The sequence below is a fragment of the Pseudovibrio denitrificans JCM 12308 genome (genome assembly GCF_001310815.1).
Taxonomy (GTDB): Bacteria; Pseudomonadota; Alphaproteobacteria; order Rhizobiales; family Stappiaceae; genus Pseudovibrio; species Pseudovibrio denitrificans.
The window spans coordinates 1-20142 of the sequence record NZ_BAZK01000013.1 but is presented as its reverse complement, the minus strand read 5'-3'; the positions used below and the strand labels follow the sequence as shown (position 1 = coordinate 20142).

Below are 20142 nucleotides of genomic sequence, written 5' to 3'. Positions count from 1 at the left end.
AACAACAAAAGCCCCGCCAAACAGCGGGGCTTTTTCATTGCAGCAAAACTGCTCTTAGATACCCATCTGCCGGCTGGCCAGATCCTTCATGATCTCAGAAGACCCACCACCGATAGTCATCACCTTGGTTTCACGATAAATGCGCTCAACCTTGGTTCCGCGCATGTAACCTGCACCGCCGAGGATCTGAAGGCATTCGTTGGCCACATATTCCAGCGTGCTCGTTGCCAGGTTCTTCGCCATGCAGATCTCGGTGATCGGGCTTTCTCCCAACTGCAACCGTTGCGCCAGCTCTTCCAGCACAGCCCGGACAGCCTGCATCTTCATCGCCATATCAACGAACTTGTGCCGGATAACCTGCCGGTGAATGAGCGGCTTGCCAAACGTCTCACGCTGCTTCGCCCAGTCCAGCGCTTCCTCAAACACACCCAGCATGTGACCGTAACAGGCGGATGCAAGAAACAGGCGCTCATTGTTGAAGTTCATCATGATGCCCATGAACCCGGCGTTCTCACCGCCAATCAGGTTCTCAACTGGCACCTTCACATTGTCAAAATGCAGCGTTGCGGTGTCAGAGGCCCACCATCCCATTTTGTGCAACGGCGTCTGAGTAAAACCTTCCATGCCCTTCTCAACCAGCATCAGCGAAATACCGCCCATGCCTGTTTCACCCGTCCGCACAGCAACCGTATAATAATCTGCACGCATACCGGAGGTGATGAAGGTCTTCTCCCCGTTCAGCACATAATGCCCGTTCTCCCGGCGTGCCACGGTCTTCAGGTTCTGTACATCAGACCCACCGCCCGGTTCAGTAATCGCCAGAGCAGAAATCTTCTCACCTGCCAGCACAGAGGGGATCACCCGCGCCTTCAACTCATCAGAACCAAGATGCGCAATCGGAGGCGTGCCAATGGTGTGGCTCATCAAACCCGCATTGATGCCCCCACTTCCCGCACGCCCAAGCTCAACTGCGGAGAGATAAGACAGCGGATAGTCGATGCCCGTCCCGCCATACTCCTCTGGAAACATGATGCCCAGCAAGCCAACATCCGCCGCCTTTTTATATAGCTCACGCGGAAACTCATTAGCTTCGTCCCACTGGGAGACGTAGGGCGAAATCTCCTTGGCAATGAAGCGAGAAAGCACATCACGAAACGCTTCATGTTCCTCAGTGAACATGGTGGACTTACGCTTCAATCCGAAGTCAGGAAGGTTCAAACTCATCATATTCTCCACCGCCCTCAAAAGCGGATTCCATCAACTCAATCAAGCGGTTTCATCTTCCAGGCGAACCAGCACATCACGGCTGTTCACCTGCGCGCCTTCCTGCGTTCCAAGCTCAGCAACAACACCATCACGCGGTGCAGTCAGCTCATGCTGCATCTTCATCGCTTCCAGAACCAGCAACACATCTCCCTTGGAAACCTGTGCGCCCTGCTCCGTTTTCAACGCCACAACTGCACCCGGCATAGGCGCAATGATGGAGCTACCAGCTGCTGAACTGTCATCTTTCTTGGTACTGAAGCTTTGCTCTTCAAAGAACTGCGTCTGTCCTTCCAATGAGATCCAGAGACCACCCTCAGGAGCCTCACTCACAAAAGCAGTGCGCCGAACACCATCGGCTTCGAAGATGATGGCACCACTGTCCCCACCACTGAGGATAGTCAGATCCTCACGCGCTACAGTCTCTTCCCCGTCCAGCTTGATTTTTACAGGCAAAGGCGTCGCTGTAGTCCAGCGGTTCTGGCCTTTGCTGCGCGCAAACAGATGCACTGCAAGATCACGCAGGAGCTCTCGTGTGGCATCTGCCGCAACCGATCCAAGCTCGCGGTCATTCAGGAAAGCCGTCGTTGCATTGCCAGCTGCAAACACTTCGTCCTGCAACACACTCTTCAGGAACGCACCGTTATGCACCAAGCCCTGCAAAACCAGTTCATCCAATCCACGCAGCAACTTGCGGCGTGCTTCGTCCCGGTCACTGCCATGCGCAATCAGCTTGGCAATCATCGGGTCGTAGTAGGATGAAATCTCGCTGCCCTGCTCAATGGCACTATCAACGCGCAAGGAAAGCTCATTGCCGTTCCACGCCAGCACAGTCCCCGTCTGCGGCAGGAAGCCCGCATCCGCGTCTTCGGCATAGAGGCGAAGCTCCATGGCGTGGCCGCTGAAGGAAATCTCGCCCTGCTCCAGTGGCAGAGGTTTGCCAGCAGCCACATCCAGCTGCCAGGCAACCAGATCCTGACCGGTAATCTCTTCCGTCACCGGATGCTCCACCTGCAAGCGGGTGTTCATCTCCATGAAGTAGAAACTGCCATCCTCAGCCAGCAGAAACTCAACCGTGCCTGCCCCGCGATAGCCAATGGCCCGCGCTGCATCCACTGCGGCCTGCCCCATCGCAGCCCGGATTTCCGGCGTCACAGATGGTCCCGGCGCTTCCTCAACCACCTTCTGGTGGCGACGCTGCACAGAGCAATCCCGCTCACCCAGATACACCACGTGGCCGTGATTGTCGGCAAACACCTGTATCTCCACATGGCGTGGATTGATGACAGCCTTTTCGAGAATTAGCTCGCCATTGCCAAATGCATTTTCAGCTTCTGAAGCCGCAGCCGCCAACTTGTCTTCTAGCCCATTCAGGTCTTCAACCAGTCGCAGACCACGCCCACCACCACCGGCAGAGGCTTGATCATCAGCGGCACACCAATGCACGCAGCTTCCGCCGCTAACGTCTCAGTCGACTGATCAGACCCGGAATACCCCGGCACGCATGGCACGCCTGCCTCAATCATCCGCAGCTTGGAAAGTCGCTTGGAGCCCATCAGCTCAATGGCTTCTGCTGGCGGACCAATGAACACCAGTCCAGCTTCCGCACACGCCCGCGCAAATTCCGCGTTCTCCGCTAGGAACCCGTAGCCCGGATGCACAGCCTGTGCGCCGGTTTTGCGGGCCGCTTCCAAGATCGCTTCAATCTTGAGGTAAGATTCAGCTGGTGTCGCACCGCCAATACACGCCGCAATATCAGCATCTTCAACATGCGGAGCGGTTGCATCAGCCTCGGAATAAACAGCAATACTCCGATAGCCCTTTTGCCGCGCAGTGCGGAACACTCGGCGAGCAATCTCCCCCCGATTGGCGACCAGGACGCTATCAAACATCGAAAATTCCCTTCACACTGCCAAAATGGAGCGTATCCCCGAAAAGTGGGAACCGGTTTTCGGATAAGGATACGCCTTTCAAATAATGGCCGAGGAGGCAGCTTATTCAGCTGCTTCCTTCTGCATTGCACGGTTCTTCTTTGGGTTTGGCAAAGTGCCATCCAGCTTGGAGATGATGGAAAGCATCACTTCATCCGCACCACCACCAATGGAGGTCAGGCGGCTATCACGCAGGAACTGGCTCACAGGGCTGTCCCACATGTAACCCATGCCACCCCAGAACTGCAGACAGGAGTCCGCCAGTTCACGAGACAGACGGCCAGCCTTCAGCTTCGCCATGGAAGCAAGACGGGTCACGTTCTCACCACGCACCATGGATTCAACACACTTCTCAGAAAGCGCACGCAGCAGCTCAACTTCGGTCCGCAGCTCTGACAGGCGGAAGTGAACCACCTGGAAGTCCAGAATGCTCTGGTTGAACGCAGCACGCTCACGGCAATAATCTTCCGTCAGCTGAATGATGCGGTCCATACCGTCAATCAGAGACAGCGCACACCACAGGCGCTCTTCCTGGAACTGAAGCATCTGGTACATGAAACCAGCACCCTCAGTGCCAATCAGATTGCGTTGAGGAACACGCACGTCATCAAAGAAGATCTGCGCCGTATCGGAAGAACGCTGGCCCAGCTTGTTCAGGCGATCTGATTTGGTGATGCCTGCACTGTCCATCGGCACGATGATCAGAGATTTGTTCTGGTGCTTATGCCCATCACTGGTGTTTGCCAGCATGCACATATAGTCCGCCTGCGTGGAGTTAGTGATCCACATCTTGGATCCGCTGATCACGTAGTCATCACCATCCTTGCGCGCTGTAGTCTTGATGTTCGCCACATCAGACCCCGCATGGGCCTCAGACACACCAACACAGGCCACCATGTCACCAGCAATCGCCGGGGTCAGAAACTCGCGGCGCAACTCATCAGAACCAAACCGGGAGAGTGCCGGGGTTGCCATATCGGTTTGCACACCAATCGCCATTGGCACACCACCGCAGGCACACGCGCCCAGCGCTTCAATGGTCATGGCCTGATAAGAGTAATCAAGGCCCATCCCGCCATACTCTTCCGGCTTGTTGACTCCAAGAAAACCGAGATCACCCATCTTCTTGAAAAGCTCATGAGCCGGGAAGATTCCAGCCTCTTCCCATTCCTGAACATGCGGGTTGATTTCGGCCTCGACGAACTTGACCACCGCACTTTTCATTTTCCGATGTTCTTCAGTATATTCCATCGTGAAACCCTCATGTTGAACTGTGTTCCGGGAGCTGTGATGCGCAGCTCTCCCTAGCCGCGCGCAACTCCGAATGCTGTTGGATTAAGCTGACGTTTTTTGGCATCTGCACAAACAGATAGGGCCATTGAAACAACGCGGCGCGTGTCTCTTGGATCAATGATCCCATCATCCCAAAGCCGCGCAGTCGCAAACAGCGCTGTCGTCTCCGGTGACATCTGGTCAATGATCTTCTGCGCCATCTGGTCGGTCATACCATCAGGGATCTGCTGTCCCATCTTCGCAAACTTCTCTTCAGTGATGATCTTCATCACCGTCGCCGCTTGCTCTGGTCCCATCACGCCAACCTTGGCGGAGGGCCATGAGAAGATGAAATCCGGATCAAACCCACGGCCACACATGCCGTAGTTACCAGCACCCCAGGCACCACCAACAACGATGGTCACTTTAGGAACCGTGGCATTGGCAACCGCCTGGATCATCTTGGACCCATGCTTGACGATACCGCTCGTCTCTGCATCCCGGCCCACCAGATACCCAGTGGTGTTCATCAAGAAGAGCAGCGGCGTATTGCTCTGACAACACAGCTGAATGAACTGCGCCGCCTTCACGGCTCCCTGTGGGTCAATCGGGCCGTTATTGCCAAGAATGCCAACAGCCTGCCCATCAATACGTGCATGACCACAAACCGTAGAGCCGCCAAACTCTTTCTTGAAATCAAGGAAGTCTGAGCCATCCGTCATGCGTGCGATGATCTCGCGAACATCATACGGCTTCTTGGTGTCTTCCGGCACGATGCCCAGCAAATCCTCAGCATCATAAAACGGCTGTTTGCCGCCCTCAGCCTCCAACGGAGCTTCCCATGGCAGATGGTCAACGATCTCACGCGCGGTCTCAACGCCATGCGCATCATCTTCGGCCATGTATTCCGCCGTGCCAGCTGTGTTGTAATGCAGCTCTGCACCACCCAGCTCTTCATCCGATGCAACTTCACCTGTCGCCGCTTTCAGCAGCGGAGGGCCAGCCAGAAAGATCTTCGTCTTACCGCGAACAACAACTGTATAATCCGACAGCCCCGGCATATATGCACCGCCAGCCGTTGAAGACCCATGCACCACCGTCACCTGCGGAATGCCTGCCGCAGACAAACGCGCCTGATTGGCAAACGCCCGGCCACCTTCAACAAACAGCTCGGACTGGTACATGAGGTTCGCGCCCGCACTTTCCGTCAGCGCAACAATCGGCAGCTTCTGTTTCTTGGCAATCTCCTGCAGGCGAAGCGTCTTCTTCAAACCCATCGGAGAAATGGAACCGCCCTTAATGGCAGAGTCTGTCGCCACGATAAGACAGCGCTTGCCTGCCACATAGCCGATGCCAGCAATCGAACCGCCACCTGCGGCGTTCTTCTTGCCATCGTCATCATGCATCTTCAGCCCAGCGAGCGTGGAGATTTCCATGAACGGCGCACCGCGGTCCAGCAGCAAGCTCACACGATCACGTGGCAGCAACTGACCACGTTTCTCAAACTTCCCACGCTTGCTCTCCGAGTTCTCACGAACCTTAGCCTCATATCCACGGAACTCTTCAATCAGAGCCTCCATAAAGGCCTTGTTCTGAGCAAACGCGGCACTGCCGCTATCGACAGCCGAAGTTAACTTGGGCATTTGTCTTTCTCCCAAGCTTGAAGGGCCTTCGGCTTCTCATAGCGATGGAAGCCTTGGTATTCCTTCATGTTCGCATTGTCGCCAACCGGCATCAGATTGGTCCAGAGCGGCGCACCACCATCCACGCCGATGCACTGGCCAGTGATGAATGCAGCACCCGGAGACAACAGGAAGTTCACCAGAGACGCCACTTCAGCCTCAGTGCCCAGACGGCGCGCCAGATTGTTCTCAGACATGCGCGCAAACATGTGCTTGATGAAGTTCTCATCGTACGTGTCAAAACCGGACGACGCGATCCAGCCCGGTGCTACAGCATTCACGCGCACACCTGCTTCCGCCCATTCAACGGCCAGCGTCATGGTCAGGTTCTGCATGCCGGCCCGCGCCACACCAGAGTGCGCCATACCCGGCATACCGCGCCACATATCTGCTACGATGTTGACGATGGCACCGCCTTTGCTCTTCCGCATGCCCTGATTGTAAACCTCACGCGCCATCAGAAACCCGCCGGTTACGTTGGTCTCAACAACCGCATCAAAGCCCTTCTTCTTGATCGCCGCTGCAGGACTTGGATACTGCCCGCCAGCATTGTTCACCAGACCATGGATCACCCCACGCTCCGCAACGATGTTTGAAACAGTCTCCGCAACAGCTTCTTCATTGCGGATGTCCAGAGAATGGGTGGAAACGTCTCCCCCATCCTCACGGATTTCATCAGCCACCGCATCCAGCTTTGCCTGCTTGCGGCCAAGGAGAACGGTATGGGCACCCAGCGCGGCAAGTTCGTGGGCGATGCAGCGACCAATGCCACTGCCTCCCCCAGTCACAATCATAGTCTGCCCATCAAACAACCCATCTCGCAGAACTGATGCGTAACGGGACGGTTCATTGCTCATTCCAAAAGTCTCCCTGCCACAAGCGCGGCTTAGTCAAACAGAGGTTCTCACCTCAGAAAATCCTGGCCGGGGTGACCACGTCACCCCAAACCATCATCACCCTTTCAGGCCGGAGCAGTTGCCTCGGTTCCGCATTCGTCTTCCCAGACCACAGGACGATCCGGCATGGAGTGCACCACGTCCTGATAGCGATCTTCCAGACGCGTCCGCTTGATCTTCATGGTTGGGGTCAGATAGCCATTCTCGATGGTCCACATGTCGTTGGCGACAATGATCGAGCTCAGCTTCAGATGGCTTTCAACGGATCGATTGATGCTGTGATAGGTCTCTTCAAGGCTCGTACGAACCTCTTCACGCGACAGACCATGAGTGATCTCGGAGGAGAGGAACACCACGGCTACAGGCTGAGCCAGCTCAGACCCCATCACGCAGGCCTGCTCCACATAGGTATTGTCAAACAGCATCGCCTCAATCGGCACCGGCGCAATGTACTTGCCCTTGGAGGATTTGAAGATCTCCTTCACACGGCCTGTAATCCGCAAGAACCCGTCAGCATCCTGCTCCACCTTGTCACCCGTATGGAACCAGCCACCTTCTTCGATGGTCTCCGCAGTCATCTCAGGGTCTTTGTAATAACCTTTGGTGACGGAATCCCCGCGAATAAGCAGCTCACCCTCGTCGGTGATCTTGATCTCCAGCCCGGCAAGCGGCGTACCGATGGTACCAACCTTGTCCGCACGGAACGGGAAGTGCGAGGACGCAAGACCAGCCGTCTCGGTCATGCCCCACCCTTCAGTGATGTTGATACCCAGCTTCTGATACCATTCCAGCACGGCCTTGGAGATCGGCGCAGATCCACTGCCGATCAGCTTCGCGTTGGTCAGACCAAGCTGCGCGCGGATCTTCCGCTTCACGTACCAGCTCAGGATCGGAATGCTCAAAAGCCGGTCCAGCTTCTTCTGTGGCACCTTGGCCAAAATCCCCGATTGGAACTTCATCCAGAGCCGCGGCACAGAAATGAACATGGTCACTTCAGCAGCACGCAAATCTTCTGCAAAGGTATCCAGAGACTCCACAAAGCTCACCACCACACCAGCATAAAGGCTCACATGCTCAATGAGTGCACGCTCGGTGATATGAGCCAGCGGCAGATAGGAAATCAAGCGTTCCTCACGCCCCAGCTCAAGAGACTGGGTTGGAGACCACGCCCCATAAGCAATGTTGCGCCAGGAGACTTCCACCCCTTTGGGGTTCCCGGTGGAGCCAGAGGTGTAAACAATGGAAAACAGCTCATCCAGATCCGGCTTGGCAAGCTGGTCTTCTGGTAAAGGCTCATTCTGTTTAAGCAGCTCCGTCCAGCTGTACTCGCAATCTATCGTTTTATAAGGAAGCGCAATCTTCACCACACCGTCACGGATACCCTGCTCACTCGGCGCAAAGTCATCCAGCTTGCCCATGAACACAGCTTTGATGTCCGCATGGTCAATGATGTAGCTGATCGTATCTGCTGAGGCGGTGTAATAGATCGGCGTAGAGATGTAACCAGCAGCCTGAATTGCAAAGTCAGCAAGAAACCATTCAGCGCAGTTTTTGGAGAGAATGCCAATCCGGTCCCCCGGTTGGAAACCCATTGATTGGAGCGCAGCAGCCATTCGCCGGACCGTGTCGTAACACTCCTTCCAGGTGAACTCAATGAACTGCCGGTTCACAGGTTGTCGCAGATAAACCGAGTTTGGTTTCTCTGTGGCCCATTTTTGCAGCATTTCAATTGGCAGTGCGTACTGTGTACCCATGTTCCCTCCTCTGATGTGCTGGTTCAGCCTCCCCGCTGCTTCCAGCACTATCTTTTTTGCGCGATAGACTTCGGCATTATAATCAGCTCATACGCATATGAGCATACCCTGCATTTCTTCTTCCTTCACCGCATTCGAACATCTGTTATCGGGTAAACGCATACCCCTAAATTTGAGGGGCGGCTTATGGTGCCCAGGATGGTTTGCGTTTCTGCAAAAACGACTTCACACCTTCCTGTCCCTCGTCCCCAACAATTGCTCTCGCAAAATAGGCAGCTGCACTCTGGCGCAGTTCCTCCTGTTCAAGGAAACGCGTCTCTTCAACCACCTTCTTCGTGGCTGCAACAGCACCCGGCGCACAGGCCATAACCTGCTGTTTTATCTCAGTTTCTGCTGCTTCAAGCTCTGCCTGACTGGCAACAGCCTGATCAACCAGACCGACGTCAAAGGCCTCGTCACCGGTCAGTTTGCTCCCCAACACGAGCATTTTCTTGGCTTTCTGGTAGCCCAGTCGCTTGGTCACGTACTGAGCAATCTGAGCCGGCGGCAAGCCAATCCGCGTCTCAGTAAAAGCAAACTTGGCATCTTGCGTGGCCACCACAAAATCACAGGCACACGCCATGCCCAGGCCACCCGCCATGGCCGCACCCTCCACCAAAGCGATGGTCACTTGTGGCTGATGGGCGATCATTCCAAAAAACTCGGCAGCTTCCAGACTGATTTTCTGCGCAATGGCTTCAGCCTCATCACCGCCAGCCATGATCTGCTGGAAGGATTTCAGATCACCGCCTGCACAGAACACACCACCAGCACCGGTGAACGTAATGCCACGCACGCTGCGGTCATCCTGCACATCCCGCAGAACCTTGGAAATTTCAGCAATCACTTCGCCTGTCAGCGGATTGCGCTTTTCTGGCTGGTTCAACGTGATGGTCATCCAGCCATCTTGCTGCGCAACCAGCACAGCATCCGTTGTTGGTGCATCAGTCATCACATCACCTCCTGCGCGATGGAGTGCGGAACGGAAACACTGTGCCTCAGCAGGATCTGGCTATACGCCTTCGCCTGCGGGTCCAGCCGCAAACTGGCAATGCCACCGCCGCCCAGCACATCATCAATCAGAAAGTTGAGTGCATGACAGCCCGGCAGATAGAAACGGGCAACCTTGCCCGGATTGAAATGCGCAAAACTCTTGGCAACCGCGTCTTCACTCAATGCCGCTGCAATCCATGGCAGCCATTCTGCTTTTCGCGCGATAACACCAATGTTTGCCTTATCGCCCTTGTCACCACTGCGGGCATAGGCAAGCTTGATCAATGGCACCTCTGCAAGCGCATCATCAGTAGCAGGCGCACCCGGAACCTCAGCTGCTTCAACTGAGGCAGCAGCCTCTGCCACAACTGCGTGCTCAAACGCCACAGCCTCACCTTCCAGCGAAACTTTGGGAGACACGGCAGACTGCTCGACAAGGAAAGAGAACAACCGCACAACAGGGGAGGGCTTAGGCCGCCCGCCGTTAAAGGTCGTCATGCCCGGCGCTACAGAAAGGCCAAGGCCAGTCAGCTCCCGCAGCAACAAACCAGCAGCCCGCTGATCCACATGCCGTGCGGCAATCTTCAAAACAACTTCTTCGTAAGTGCCCCGGCTGACAGGCGCTTCCCCTATCTGAGATCCTGCCCCCACGATCTCAACGGAAACTTCCTGATAGCCGGGTGCACCAAGTTTCTTCATAACTGTCTCAGCGCGGCCAAGGGCAAGGTCAGCAAAGACCTTCGCTTTCTCACCTGCATCAAAGCCCACATATGGCACCATCAATCCGATGCGGAACCCATCTGCCCAAGTGGCGGAAACCTTCAGGCTCTCAGGCGCAGCGCGCCCTTTCGCACCAGAAACATGCACACTCTCAGAGGTCTTCTCCTCAATCGTTACCTGAGAGAAGTCGCAGGTCACATCTGGCAGCAGGTAAGCTTGCGGATTGCCGATCTCATAAACCAGCTGTTCTGCAACCGTGCCTACACTCACAAGGCCACCGCTGCCTTCAGGCTTGCTTAGGTCACAGCTGCCATCTTCATAGACAGTCGCAATCGGATAACCGATCTTCTTCACATCCGGCACATCCCGCCAGTCTGTAAAGTTGCCGCCAGTCACTTGCGTTCCGCACTCCAGCAAATGCCCAACAAGGCTACCTGCAGAGAGGCGATCATAATCCGTCCAGTCCCAGCCAAAGGCATGAGCACAGGCCGCAAGCGTCAACGCACTGTCAGCACATCGGCCCGTAATCACAATATCTGCACCAGCCTCCAAAGCAGCAACAACTGGCTGCGCACCAAGGTAGGCGTTGATGGAAGCAACCTTCTCCGCTTTCGGGAAGGCTTCACCGGAGAACATCTCAGTGACACCGGCCTCTTTAAAGGCAGAGGCTTCCGCCAACAGGTCATCACCGGTCACAACAGCAACCTTCAGATCCAGCTTCTGTGCAGCAATCAATTCACGGATCTTGGCAGCGCAACTCTCCGGGTTCACGCCGCCTGCATTGCTTAAAATCTTTGTCTTGGAAGCAGCGATCGTTTTCAGATTGAGCCCAAGCACCTGCTCGACAAAATCCGTCGCATATCCAAGATCAGGAGACTTCTGACGCGCCCTTGCCATGATGGAAAGAGTGATCTCTGCCAGATAGTCATAGACGATGTAATCGAGCCCGCCAGCGCGCAACAATTGCCCCGTTGACGCGTTGGAGTCACCCCAAAAGCCGCAAGCACCCCCAATACGAATGGGCTGCTTACGTTTACTAGAGCTTTGATTTTCCGTGTTTTTCATGGTCATTTTGACGGAAACCTCTTTTACATACCAAACGTACGGTATATACTCCTTCCCAATACGTCAAGTATTTCAGCAAAAACCCCGTCTTAAGGCTAAGGTTGATCATGGTAAGCAAGTTGGACATGAAGAAGCAGCGCGGTGAAAACACACGCAAGGCCCTCATTAAGTCGACCATCGATTGCCTCGACCGGCTTGGCTATGCGGAAACCTCTATCAACCGGGTGCTGGAAGGCGTTGATGTCAGCCGGGGCGCGCTGATGCACCACTTCCCATCAAAGGAAGATCTGGTCATCGGTACGGTGGATTTTCTGCTTTCAAGAATTCTGCGCCACTACCAGCAGGAAAGCCCAAGCTCCTTCCCCTTCGCACAGATCACACAAGCTGAGGGTGGCACACTGGCAGATGCTCTCGTGACTTATTGGCGAAACATCATCGACACACCGGAAGGTCGGGCGTTCTCTGAAATCATCATGCAACGCGCACCGATAAAGCACTCTCGCAGCGCATCTCGCCAAAGCTGGAAGACTGGAACGACCAGCTCAACCAGTTCTTCCTGCCTCCGGGCCTGGATAAAGCAGCGGAAGAGGACATGACCCTCACCCTCCTGATCTGGCGCTCCTTCATCCGCGGCATGATTTTCCAGCAAGAGTTCCACAGCGACCCAGCCTACGTCGAAAAAATCATCCGCAAATTCGCTACGATCATGGAACCACACCTGAAGATGGTTCAGTCCCAAAACGGCTGATAGCGGCCTGTTCCAACCAATTGCGCTCAAATTCGCATTAAAACGATCCGCTGTTTTTAATTAGGCATTTTCAACGATTGCACGCTGACATTGTTCAGCCCCTAAGCTGGCATTAAGTACCTCCCGCCTGTTCCAAGCCAACAACCACCTGCAGTAACGCCCCATGCACATAAGCACGGCAGCGCAGGAGGAGGACTTTATGAATCGCCCAAACTCCGCAAGCCTCATCAGCGCATCCATCTTTCACGCTTTGCGCACGGCAACGCCTCACAAAGCCCCGTTTCTGCACTGGACAGCAGACAATCTGCTGCCTCAGCCCACATTGGCGGACTTTCAGAACCTGCCCACTTGCATGCGTGATATGGACTACAGCGAAGGCCAACGGGCGACCAACAACAAGCTGCGCCAGTACCTCCACGGCAACAGCTTTATGAAGTTTGAAGCCGAACAGGAGTTCACCTCTGCTTTTCAGGCTCCGCAAATGATCGAGCTGTTCTATGAAAAGTGCGGTGTAGACCTCTCCAACACCTACCTGCGTATTGAGTACACCTGTGATCGCGAAGGCTTCTGGCTGGAACCGCACACCGATATCGGCGCCAAGAAATTCACCCTGATGATCTACCTGTCAGAGGCCCACGGCGAAGAATGGGGCACCTCTTTGTATTCTGATAAAGAGACCTTCCACTCCAACACCCCATGGGCGCCCAACCGAGCCATGTTCTTCATCCCGTCAGATGACACCTGGCACGGCTTTGAGAAGCGCGAAATCAACGCTCCACGCAAGAGCCTGATCATCAACTACGTCACCTCAGAATGGCGTGCACGGCATGAACTGGCCTTCCCGGAAGCCCTCACAGAACGCCTCACAATCGCCGCCTGACACCCGGCTTCGGCAGTTTGAGCCAAATCCAATCGATCCCGTTAAGCCCTGCCTAGGGATACTGCGAGTTCCCCCTAGGCATTAATCCTTTCAGGCAGGGCAAAGGCTTATGATCTGCGCTGGTGAAACGCGAGCTTGTTGGATCAGGGAGCCTGTTGACCGATGGACGAGGCATCAAACACACCCACCTCCGGTACCACAGAACAAGACCCGGTCTGCGGTATGCAGGTCACCGTCACCGCTGAAACCCTTGCCGCTGACTTCGCTGGAAAGTCCTACCACTTCTGCTCCGAAAAATGCTCCCACAAGTTCGAGGGCGATCCCTACTTCTATGCAAGCGGCAACAGCAAGAAGCAGCAGGACGCCAACGCGCAGGACATCGACTACACCTGCCCCATGCACCCGCAGATCGTCCAGAAAGGCCCCGGCGAATGCCCAATCTGCGGCATGGCGCTGGAGCCCATGACCGTCACCAGCAATGACGAACCCAGCCACGAACTCGTTGACTTCACCCGCCGTTTCTGGCTCAGCGCGGTCCTCGCGATCCCGCTCCTCGCCATCACCATGGGCCCGTTCATCGGCCTCCCCTTCCGCGAGTGGATCGGCGAACCAACTGCCATCTACGTCGAGTTCATCCTCGCCTCACCCGTTGTCCTCTGGGCAGGCGTTCCCTTATTCAAGCGCGGCATCAAATCCATCACCACATGGAACCTCAACATGTGGACCCTGATCACCCTCGGTGTCGGGGCTGCCTATCTCTACTCCCTCGTCGCCACGTTCCTGCCCGGCCTATTCCCCCCTGGCATCCGTGCCGCCACCGGCCATCCCCCCGTCTACTATGAAGCCGCCGCTGTCATCGTCGCGCTGATCTTCATGGGGCAGGTGCTGGAGCTGCGCGCCCGCGAGCGCACCGGCGACGCCATCCGCGCCCTACTGGACCTCGCCCCCAAAACCGCCCGCCGCGTGCTGGACGACAGCACCGAATACGACGCCCCGCTTGAAAACATCATGACCGGCGACAAGCTCCGCGTCCGCCCCGGCGAGGCCATCCCCGTCGACTCCCGCGTCATAAACGGCCAGTCCTACGTGGATGAGAGCATGATCACCGGCGAACCCATCGCCCTTGAGAAGAACGTCGACGACACCGTCACCGGCGGCACACTCAACAAAAACGGCACGCTCATCATCGAGGCTATCAACGTCGGCGCTGATACCATGCTCTCCAAGATCGTCGCCATGGTCTCCTCCGCACAACGCTCCCGCGCGCCCATTCAAGGCATGGCAGACAAGGTCTCCGCCTACTTCGTCCCAACAGTCGTTGGCATCTCGATCCTGTCCTTCTTCATTTGGCTCATCGTCGGCCCGGCACCGTCCCTCTCCTACGCCATCATTGTCGCCGTCTCCGTGCTCATCATCGCCTGCCCCTGCGCACTGGGCCTCGCCACCCCCATGTCCATCATGACCGCCAGCGGCAGAGGTGCGCAGGCTGGCGTCCTCATCAAAGACGCCACAGCACTAGAGCTCATGTCCAAAGTCGACACCCTCATCGTCGACAAAACCGGCACCATCACGGAAGGCAAACCGACCGTCACCTCAATCCATGCGTTCTCCGAAGAGTACACCGAAGACCAGCTGCTCCACGTGGCCGCCTCCATTGAAAAAGGCTCCGAGCACCCGCTGGCAGAAGCCATCGTCAACGCGGCCAATTACAGAGGTATGGCACTTGCCAATTCAGAGGACTTTGAAGCCCACACCGGCAAAGGCGTCAGCGCAAAGGTAGATGACCACGTCTACGCCATCGGCAATCCGGCCATCTTCGGCCTGACCGATAAGATCTCCGAGGAGATGAAGCAAAAGCATCAATCCCTCAGCGAGACCGGCAACACCAGCATCTACATCTCGAACAAAGAGAAAGTCATCGGCCTCATCGCCATCTCTGATCCGATCAAGGAGAACGCAAGCAAAGCCATCAAGCAGCTGCATGAGGCAGGCATCAAAGTCATCATGGCAACGGGAGACAATGCACTCACAGCCAAAACCGTGGCTGCCACTGTGGGCATTGACGAGTTCAAGGCTGAAGCCCTGCCAGAAGACAAGAAAACCCTGATCGATCAGCTCCACACCTCCGGCGCCATGGTGGCCATGGCAGGTGACGGCGTCAACGACGCACCGGCTCTGGCCTCCGCGGATGTGGGTCTGGCCATGGGAACAGGCGCCGACGTCGCCGTTGAAAGCGCAGGCATCACCCTGCTCAATGGCGACCTCACCGGCATCGTCCGCGCCCGCAAGCTCGCCATCGGTTCGCTACGCAACATCCGCCAGAACCTGTTCCTGGCGTTTGTCTATAATTCCGCAGGTGTCCCCATCGCAGCAGGCATTCTCTACCCCTTCACCGGAGCCCTGCTCTCACCCATGATCGCAGCGCTGGCCATGAGCCTCTCATCCTTCTGCGTGGTCATGAACTCCCTGCGGTTGAAGAACCTGAAGCTCTAATCAGCAACCGTCAGGATTTCCGAGAGCGGCTTCTTCAGTTTCGCAACCGAAGGCACCTTTGCATCCTTTGCCGGATGCCCCACCGCAATAATCATGATCGGCTTTTCAGAGTCGGGACGATCCAGCATGCCGTTCAGAAACTTCATCGGGTTCGGCGTATGGGTCAGTGAAACCAATCCGGCATGGTGCAGTGCGGTCAGCAGAAAACCACAGGCAATACCGGTGCTTTCAGGCACGTAATAGTTCTTGTAGCGCGTGCCATCCTCAAACTCGCCCCAGCGCTGCGCAAACACCACGATCAGCCACGGCGCTTCTTCCAGATGTGGTTTATGGTCATTGGTGCCAATCGGCTCCAGCGCCTTGATCCATTCATCACCAGCCCCACCATCATAAAACCGGCGTTCTTCTTCCTCCGCCGCATCACGAATGCGCTTCTTGAAGTCTGGTTGAGAGATCGCCACAAAATGCCATGGTTGGTGGTTTGCCCCAGACGGCGCGGTCCCCGCAGTGCGGATGCATTCTTCAATCACTTCACGGGCGACAGGGCGGTCAGAAAAGTCCCGCACCGTATGGCGACGCTTCATCTTATCATAAAAGGCTTTCACAGCCTCAAGCATCTGCTCATCGCTCAGGTCCATCCGGTCCGGCAGATCCACCGGCTCATACTTGATGTGTTCTTTGGCAAACATCCTGTTCCCCCGCTTTCCGGATATTCTTTTATGTGTGAGCCAGACAGATAAAGCCTCCCAGCATCCTGCCCTCTCATTAGGTTTCAGCAAGCTAAAGCAGAACTGCGGCCAAATCTATTGAACTTGCCTCCAGAGAGCTGGGCTAATCACGATGTCTCATCCGGCAGCCAGCGCCGGGAAACTTCCGTGCTATTCTCATAACTGGCTTCAAAGATGGGTGCTGCCAAAGTCGCCCGTACATGCAGCGTGCCCTCACCAATATTCTTAAACCCATGCAAACACCCGGCAGGGATCAACACACTCTGATTGGCCGTGGCAACATGGGTTTCATTTCCGCAGGTGATCTCCGCAGTGCCCTCAATCACCTCCAACAGTTCTTCAACCGCATGCAAGTGCCGTGGCGCCCCGCTCCCTGTCTCACACCACTGGTCAAAAATACAAAGCTGACGAGACCCATTGACTGCTGAAACCCGCATCTGGGTCATCACCCCACCCCGCCACTCTTCCAGTGCCTGCGTATTATGATCAAACAGAGTCATCACAAACCTCCATCCAAAGAACCTAACCTCCCTTGTAACCACCAAAGGCAAAGAGTTTCGAAATCAGGTTCAGGTGCTCTTCAGTTTGACCGCGCAAACCAATGCTCAGAAAGGCATGGAAGGCACGCTCATGACCACGATCGATCTCTCAATTGTCATCATCACCTTGAATGAGGAACACAACCTCCCGCGCTTATTGGCAGACCTAACCCTGCAGACATGGCAGAACTTCGAGATCATCCATGTGGACAGTGCCAGCACGGACAACACAGTGCGACTGTCTCAGCGCCATGCTAAAAACTTCGAGCACTACCGCATCGTGCAGATGGAAAAGCGAGGTGTCAGCTTAGGCCGCAACACCGGAGCAACGCAGGCCAAAGGCCGCCGCATCTTGTTTCTGGATGCAGACACCCGCCTGCCACCAAACTTTCTCGCAGAATCCATGTGGGAGCTGGAGTATCGCAGCCTCGACATTGGCATCGTCCTCAAGTCCAGCTATCGCCTGCCAGCCAAACAGGTGATCGGCTATGAACTGATGAACCTCGGCATAACCCTCAGCAGGCGTTTCTTCCCAACCGCAGTCGGCGCGTGCTTGTTCTCAACACCGCAAACCCACGAAGCCATTGGTGGCTTTGATGAGAAGCTGAAGCTCTGCGAAGACTGCAACTACGTCCTCAAAGCACAAAAGACGGGTCGGTTCTCAGGGCAAATCATCAAGCCCCGCTTCATGTTCAATCCGCGCCGTCTCAATCAAGATGGCATCCTGCGAACGGGCTGGACCTATCTCAAAGCCAACCTGCTGCGCTTCTTCAAAGGCGAACTTTACAAAAACGAAGTCCCCTACGAGTTCGGCCACTACAGCAACACGTAAGTCATGCAGGATCTTGTCACCACCTTCAACGGGCCCCTCAGCTATGCCCTATTGGCAGCCATTGCCTTCGGCGATGCTCTCATCGGTCCAAGCTTCTTTGTCTTTGGCGAAATCGCATTCTTCGCAGCCGGAGCCCTCTATGCCACTTCCGGCGATCCCTGGCCAATCATAGTGGTTATGGTCGCCGCATGGTTGGCAGACATCACAAGCTACATACTCGGCAGAGTGTACGGCACTCGAGCCATTCTGCGCTTTCTCAAACCCATGAAGCGACGCCGGGCATGGCACAAGGCCCGCACAGCCCTGCAAAAGCATGCGGTCCCGTTCATCATCTCCGCCCGCATCCTCGGACCACTGGCTTGGATTACCCCCTTTCTCAGCGGTGCCAGCAACATCCCCGCCTCTCGCTTCCTGCCAGCAACAACGGTAGGCGTCCTCCTCGGCGTAGGCCAATTCTGTCTCTACGGGGCCCTCGGCACCAAAGGCCTTGAAGCCCTGCTCCCTTACATGCAACCAATCACCACCTTCCTCCAGACCCACTACAAACTCCTCCTCCTCCCAGCCACCATGGCCCCAACCGCCTACCTGACCTTCCGACACACACAGCTCCTCCTCACCGACAAGCTGCTGCTGGTCACCATCATCTCAGGAAGCATCTTCCTCACGGCGAACATGATCTGACTTCACGAACTAAAGAGATGGGGACCGGCATCTCGGTGCATACCTCAGACAACGGTCGGAAATTGAAGCATCAGCAGTTCAATAAATCAGTTTCCACCAGCTAGCAGGCTACTCAATCAGCAAGGTCACCCTGATCACTGACAGGCCGCAGGAAGAGATCATGGGCGACGTTGGCCGGCACCAGAACCACGCCTACACCCGCAACAGCATCAGCCTGTTCAAATACATTGACCTTGCCCTACAGAACCCTCTGCCTGTTTCAGGTCTTTATCTTTGGACCCAGCTTGCAGTGAGCGCCTATCAGCTTCCGGAGGGGGCATCGACCCGTTCCACATACGCTGGTGGCCGGTTGCTCAGAGCGGCGGTACGAGTACCTTTATGGCTGCCATCGGCCGATGGCCTTAACTTGTCGATCACCGACTACAAGTCCATCCCCACCCTGCTTCACAGCACCGCCCCAAACGTTGACCGCGACCGGGATCTACTCAAGGCGCAACTGGAGCAAAGCAGACTTGTTGAGAGAACTCCATGCCAAAGCTGGCCTCCGCAATTACGATAGAGGATTACTAGGAGTACATCACAGACGAGCGCGCACTGGTTGCCGGGACAGCGGGTATAACTCTAAGTAGGCTCTGTCGTAAGTGCGTGGGTTGCAAGGGGGATAAGTTGGATGGCTGACGTGCCTATGTTGATCTCAACCGCTCGTGCGTGATCAGCAGCAGCATTCACTGTGCACACGAGTAATTCCCTCCGTATCCCTGAGGCTTATAGAAGGCCGTGTCTCAGATATCTCCGTGACGCGGGGATATCTCGTTGCAGCGGTCCTCACCAAGAACCATTTCTTATGGTGTCACCTTATGAGTTGTCCCCGTAACCTATAAGCACCACCAGCACTCCCAAAGACCACCGCTCAGCCAAGCTTCAACCTAGCAACGCCATCTGAACGTAAATCTTTCAAACCAACGCACATAACAACGCAAACCTTTAGGGCTCTAACCAGTCCCGTCAATCGCTCCTCAAACAGCAGCTCTTCAGATTAGCCAAGTCGCAGACAATAAGGTCCTTTAGTACATTTGACATGCATTGCGATCTCATCTTGATCATCCATCCGAGAATGCCGATCTCACCCTCACCACTCCCGTAAACACAACTTGAGACAAGTATCCTCAATCTTTCAGGAATGCCGTCTTTCTCATCAAGAACCAGCAGCACATGCCCCGCGCTGGTCTAACCCACAAAACGTACATGCTGTTGTCTTCGGTCCATTCGGGCAGCAGCTCAGATCACAATCAACTATTTAAGCGCTTAGCGTCGCTCCAAGAGAAGCACAATCAATTCAAGAGCTAAAGGGTATCCGTGCGATCAGGCAAATAACTCGCACGGACACGTTGGCAATGCTCACTTCCACCAGGAAAATCCCATGCATACTGCCATCACCTTCAAAAATCCCACGGCATACTTAAGCTCTCAAGCCCGCCATGTAACCTTGCTTACACACCTTCCATTGAAGCCACGCGAAGTTCTTGTTTTACGCAGATCTCAGTGCACTCCCAGCTGGACAAGAGCCCGAAGTCCTTAATGAACAAGGCGGCAACAGAACGGTCTGCAACCACTAACCACCCACTT

Annotated in this window: 18 protein-coding genes; 7 read left to right on the top strand and 11 right to left on the bottom strand. The window is 55.5% G+C overall.

The window, feature by feature from the left end:
* Window positions 1-54 precede the first annotated feature (54 nt).
* The 9 genes from JCM12308_RS17480 to JCM12308_RS17445 all read right to left on the bottom strand — a co-directional run bounded on the left by JCM12308_RS17480 (window position 55) and on the right by JCM12308_RS17445 (window position 11615).
* Window positions 55-1227 (bottom strand): acyl-CoA dehydrogenase family protein, encoded by a 1173-nt coding sequence (locus tag JCM12308_RS17480; RefSeq protein ID WP_054784595.1) that lies wholly within the window; start codon window positions 1225-1227, stop codon window positions 55-57.
* A 39-nt stretch (window positions 1228-1266) separates the two neighbouring features.
* Window positions 1267-2709: an ATP-binding protein gene (locus JCM12308_RS17475; protein WP_373282385.1), complete on the bottom strand. Its 1443-nt coding sequence runs from the start codon at window positions 2707-2709 to the stop codon at window positions 1267-1269.
* Window positions 2634-3155 (bottom strand): biotin carboxylase N-terminal domain-containing protein, encoded by a 522-nt coding sequence (locus tag JCM12308_RS33065; RefSeq protein ID WP_373282384.1) that lies wholly within the window; start codon window positions 3153-3155, stop codon window positions 2634-2636. The genes JCM12308_RS17475 and JCM12308_RS33065 overlap by 76 nt, the downstream gene beginning before the upstream one ends.
* Window positions 3156-3257: 102 nt before the next feature.
* Window positions 3258-4445 carry an acyl-CoA dehydrogenase family protein gene (locus JCM12308_RS17470; protein WP_054784594.1) on the bottom strand — a complete coding sequence of 396 codons (1188 nt, stop codon included), beginning with the start codon at window positions 4443-4445 and terminating at the stop codon, window positions 3258-3260.
* Window positions 4446-4498: 53 nt separating this feature from the next.
* Window positions 4499-6109 carry an acyl-CoA carboxylase subunit beta gene (locus JCM12308_RS17465; protein WP_054784593.1) on the bottom strand — a complete coding sequence of 537 codons (1611 nt, stop codon included), beginning with the start codon at window positions 6107-6109 and terminating at the stop codon, window positions 4499-4501.
* Window positions 6097-7005 carry an SDR family oxidoreductase gene (locus JCM12308_RS17460; RefSeq protein WP_054784592.1) on the bottom strand — a complete coding sequence of 303 codons (909 nt, stop codon included), beginning with the start codon at window positions 7003-7005 and terminating at the stop codon, window positions 6097-6099. The genes JCM12308_RS17465 and JCM12308_RS17460 overlap by 13 nt, the downstream gene beginning before the upstream one ends.
* A 104-nt stretch (window positions 7006-7109) precedes the next feature.
* Entirely contained in the window at window positions 7110-8798 is a 1689-nt protein-coding gene (locus JCM12308_RS17455) for an AMP-binding protein (RefSeq protein WP_054784591.1), read from the bottom strand.
* A 184-nt stretch (window positions 8799-8982) separates the two neighbouring features.
* Window positions 8983-9789 carry an enoyl-CoA hydratase/isomerase family protein gene (locus JCM12308_RS17450; protein WP_054784590.1) on the bottom strand — a complete coding sequence of 269 codons (807 nt, stop codon included), beginning with the start codon at window positions 9787-9789 and terminating at the stop codon, window positions 8983-8985.
* Window positions 9789-11615 (bottom strand): acyclic terpene utilization AtuA family protein, encoded by a 1827-nt coding sequence (locus tag JCM12308_RS17445; protein WP_208978681.1) that lies wholly within the window; start codon window positions 11613-11615, stop codon window positions 9789-9791. Before JCM12308_RS17445 ends, JCM12308_RS17450 begins: the two co-directional genes overlap by 1 nt.
* A gap of 107 nt (window positions 11616-11722) precedes the next feature.
* Between JCM12308_RS17445 and JCM12308_RS17440 the strand changes: the two genes are divergently transcribed.
* The 4 genes from JCM12308_RS17440 to JCM12308_RS17430 all read left to right on the top strand — a co-directional run bounded on the left by JCM12308_RS17440 (window position 11723) and on the right by JCM12308_RS17430 (window position 15736).
* The gene (locus JCM12308_RS17440) at window positions 11723-12211 is read left to right on the top strand and encodes a TetR/AcrR family transcriptional regulator (protein WP_208978680.1); all 489 of its coding nucleotides are present in this window, start codon (window positions 11723-11725) and stop codon (window positions 12209-12211) included.
* On the top strand, window positions 12208-12363 hold the full coding sequence (locus tag JCM12308_RS30240) for a hypothetical protein (RefSeq protein WP_208978679.1): 156 nt from the start codon (window positions 12208-12210) through the stop codon (window positions 12361-12363). The genes JCM12308_RS17440 and JCM12308_RS30240 overlap by 4 nt, the downstream gene beginning before the upstream one ends.
* Before the next feature lie 199 nt (window positions 12364-12562).
* Window positions 12563-13243, top strand: a complete 681-nt coding sequence (locus JCM12308_RS17435) for a 2OG-Fe(II) oxygenase (protein WP_054784588.1) — start codon at window positions 12563-12565, stop codon at window positions 13241-13243.
* Window positions 13244-13405: 162 nt separating this feature from the next.
* On the top strand, window positions 13406-15736 hold the full coding sequence (locus JCM12308_RS17430; RefSeq protein ID WP_054784587.1) for a heavy metal translocating P-type ATPase: 2331 nt from the start codon (window positions 13406-13408) through the stop codon (window positions 15734-15736).
* On the opposite strand, the gene JCM12308_RS17425 is transcribed toward JCM12308_RS17430, so the two are convergent.
* The gene (locus JCM12308_RS17425; RefSeq protein ID WP_054784586.1) at window positions 15733-16425 is read right to left on the bottom strand and encodes a nitroreductase family protein; all 693 of its coding nucleotides are present in this window, start codon (window positions 16423-16425) and stop codon (window positions 15733-15735) included. The genes JCM12308_RS17430 and JCM12308_RS17425 overlap by 4 nt on opposite strands.
* Before the next feature lie 146 nt (window positions 16426-16571).
* The gene (locus JCM12308_RS17420) at window positions 16572-16964 is read right to left on the bottom strand and encodes a cupin domain-containing protein (RefSeq protein ID WP_054784585.1); all 393 of its coding nucleotides are present in this window, start codon (window positions 16962-16964) and stop codon (window positions 16572-16574) included.
* Window positions 16965-17049: 85 nt separating this feature from the next.
* Here JCM12308_RS17420 and JCM12308_RS17415 point away from each other — a divergent pair, with 85 nt between their 5' ends.
* From JCM12308_RS17415 to JCM12308_RS17405, 3 genes are all read left to right on the top strand, one after another.
* Window positions 17050-17835: a glycosyltransferase family 2 protein gene (locus JCM12308_RS17415; protein ID WP_208608769.1), complete on the top strand. Its 786-nt coding sequence runs from the start codon at window positions 17050-17052 to the stop codon at window positions 17833-17835.
* A 3-nt stretch (window positions 17836-17838) separates the two neighbouring features.
* Window positions 17839-18516 (top strand): DedA family protein, encoded by a 678-nt coding sequence (locus JCM12308_RS17410; RefSeq protein ID WP_054784584.1) that lies wholly within the window; start codon window positions 17839-17841, stop codon window positions 18514-18516.
* A gap of 160 nt (window positions 18517-18676) precedes the next feature.
* Complete coding sequence (locus JCM12308_RS17405; RefSeq protein WP_054784583.1) at window positions 18677-19075, top strand: hypothetical protein; 399 nt, start codon at window positions 18677-18679, stop codon at window positions 19073-19075.
* Window positions 19076-20142: the final 1067 nt, after the last annotated feature.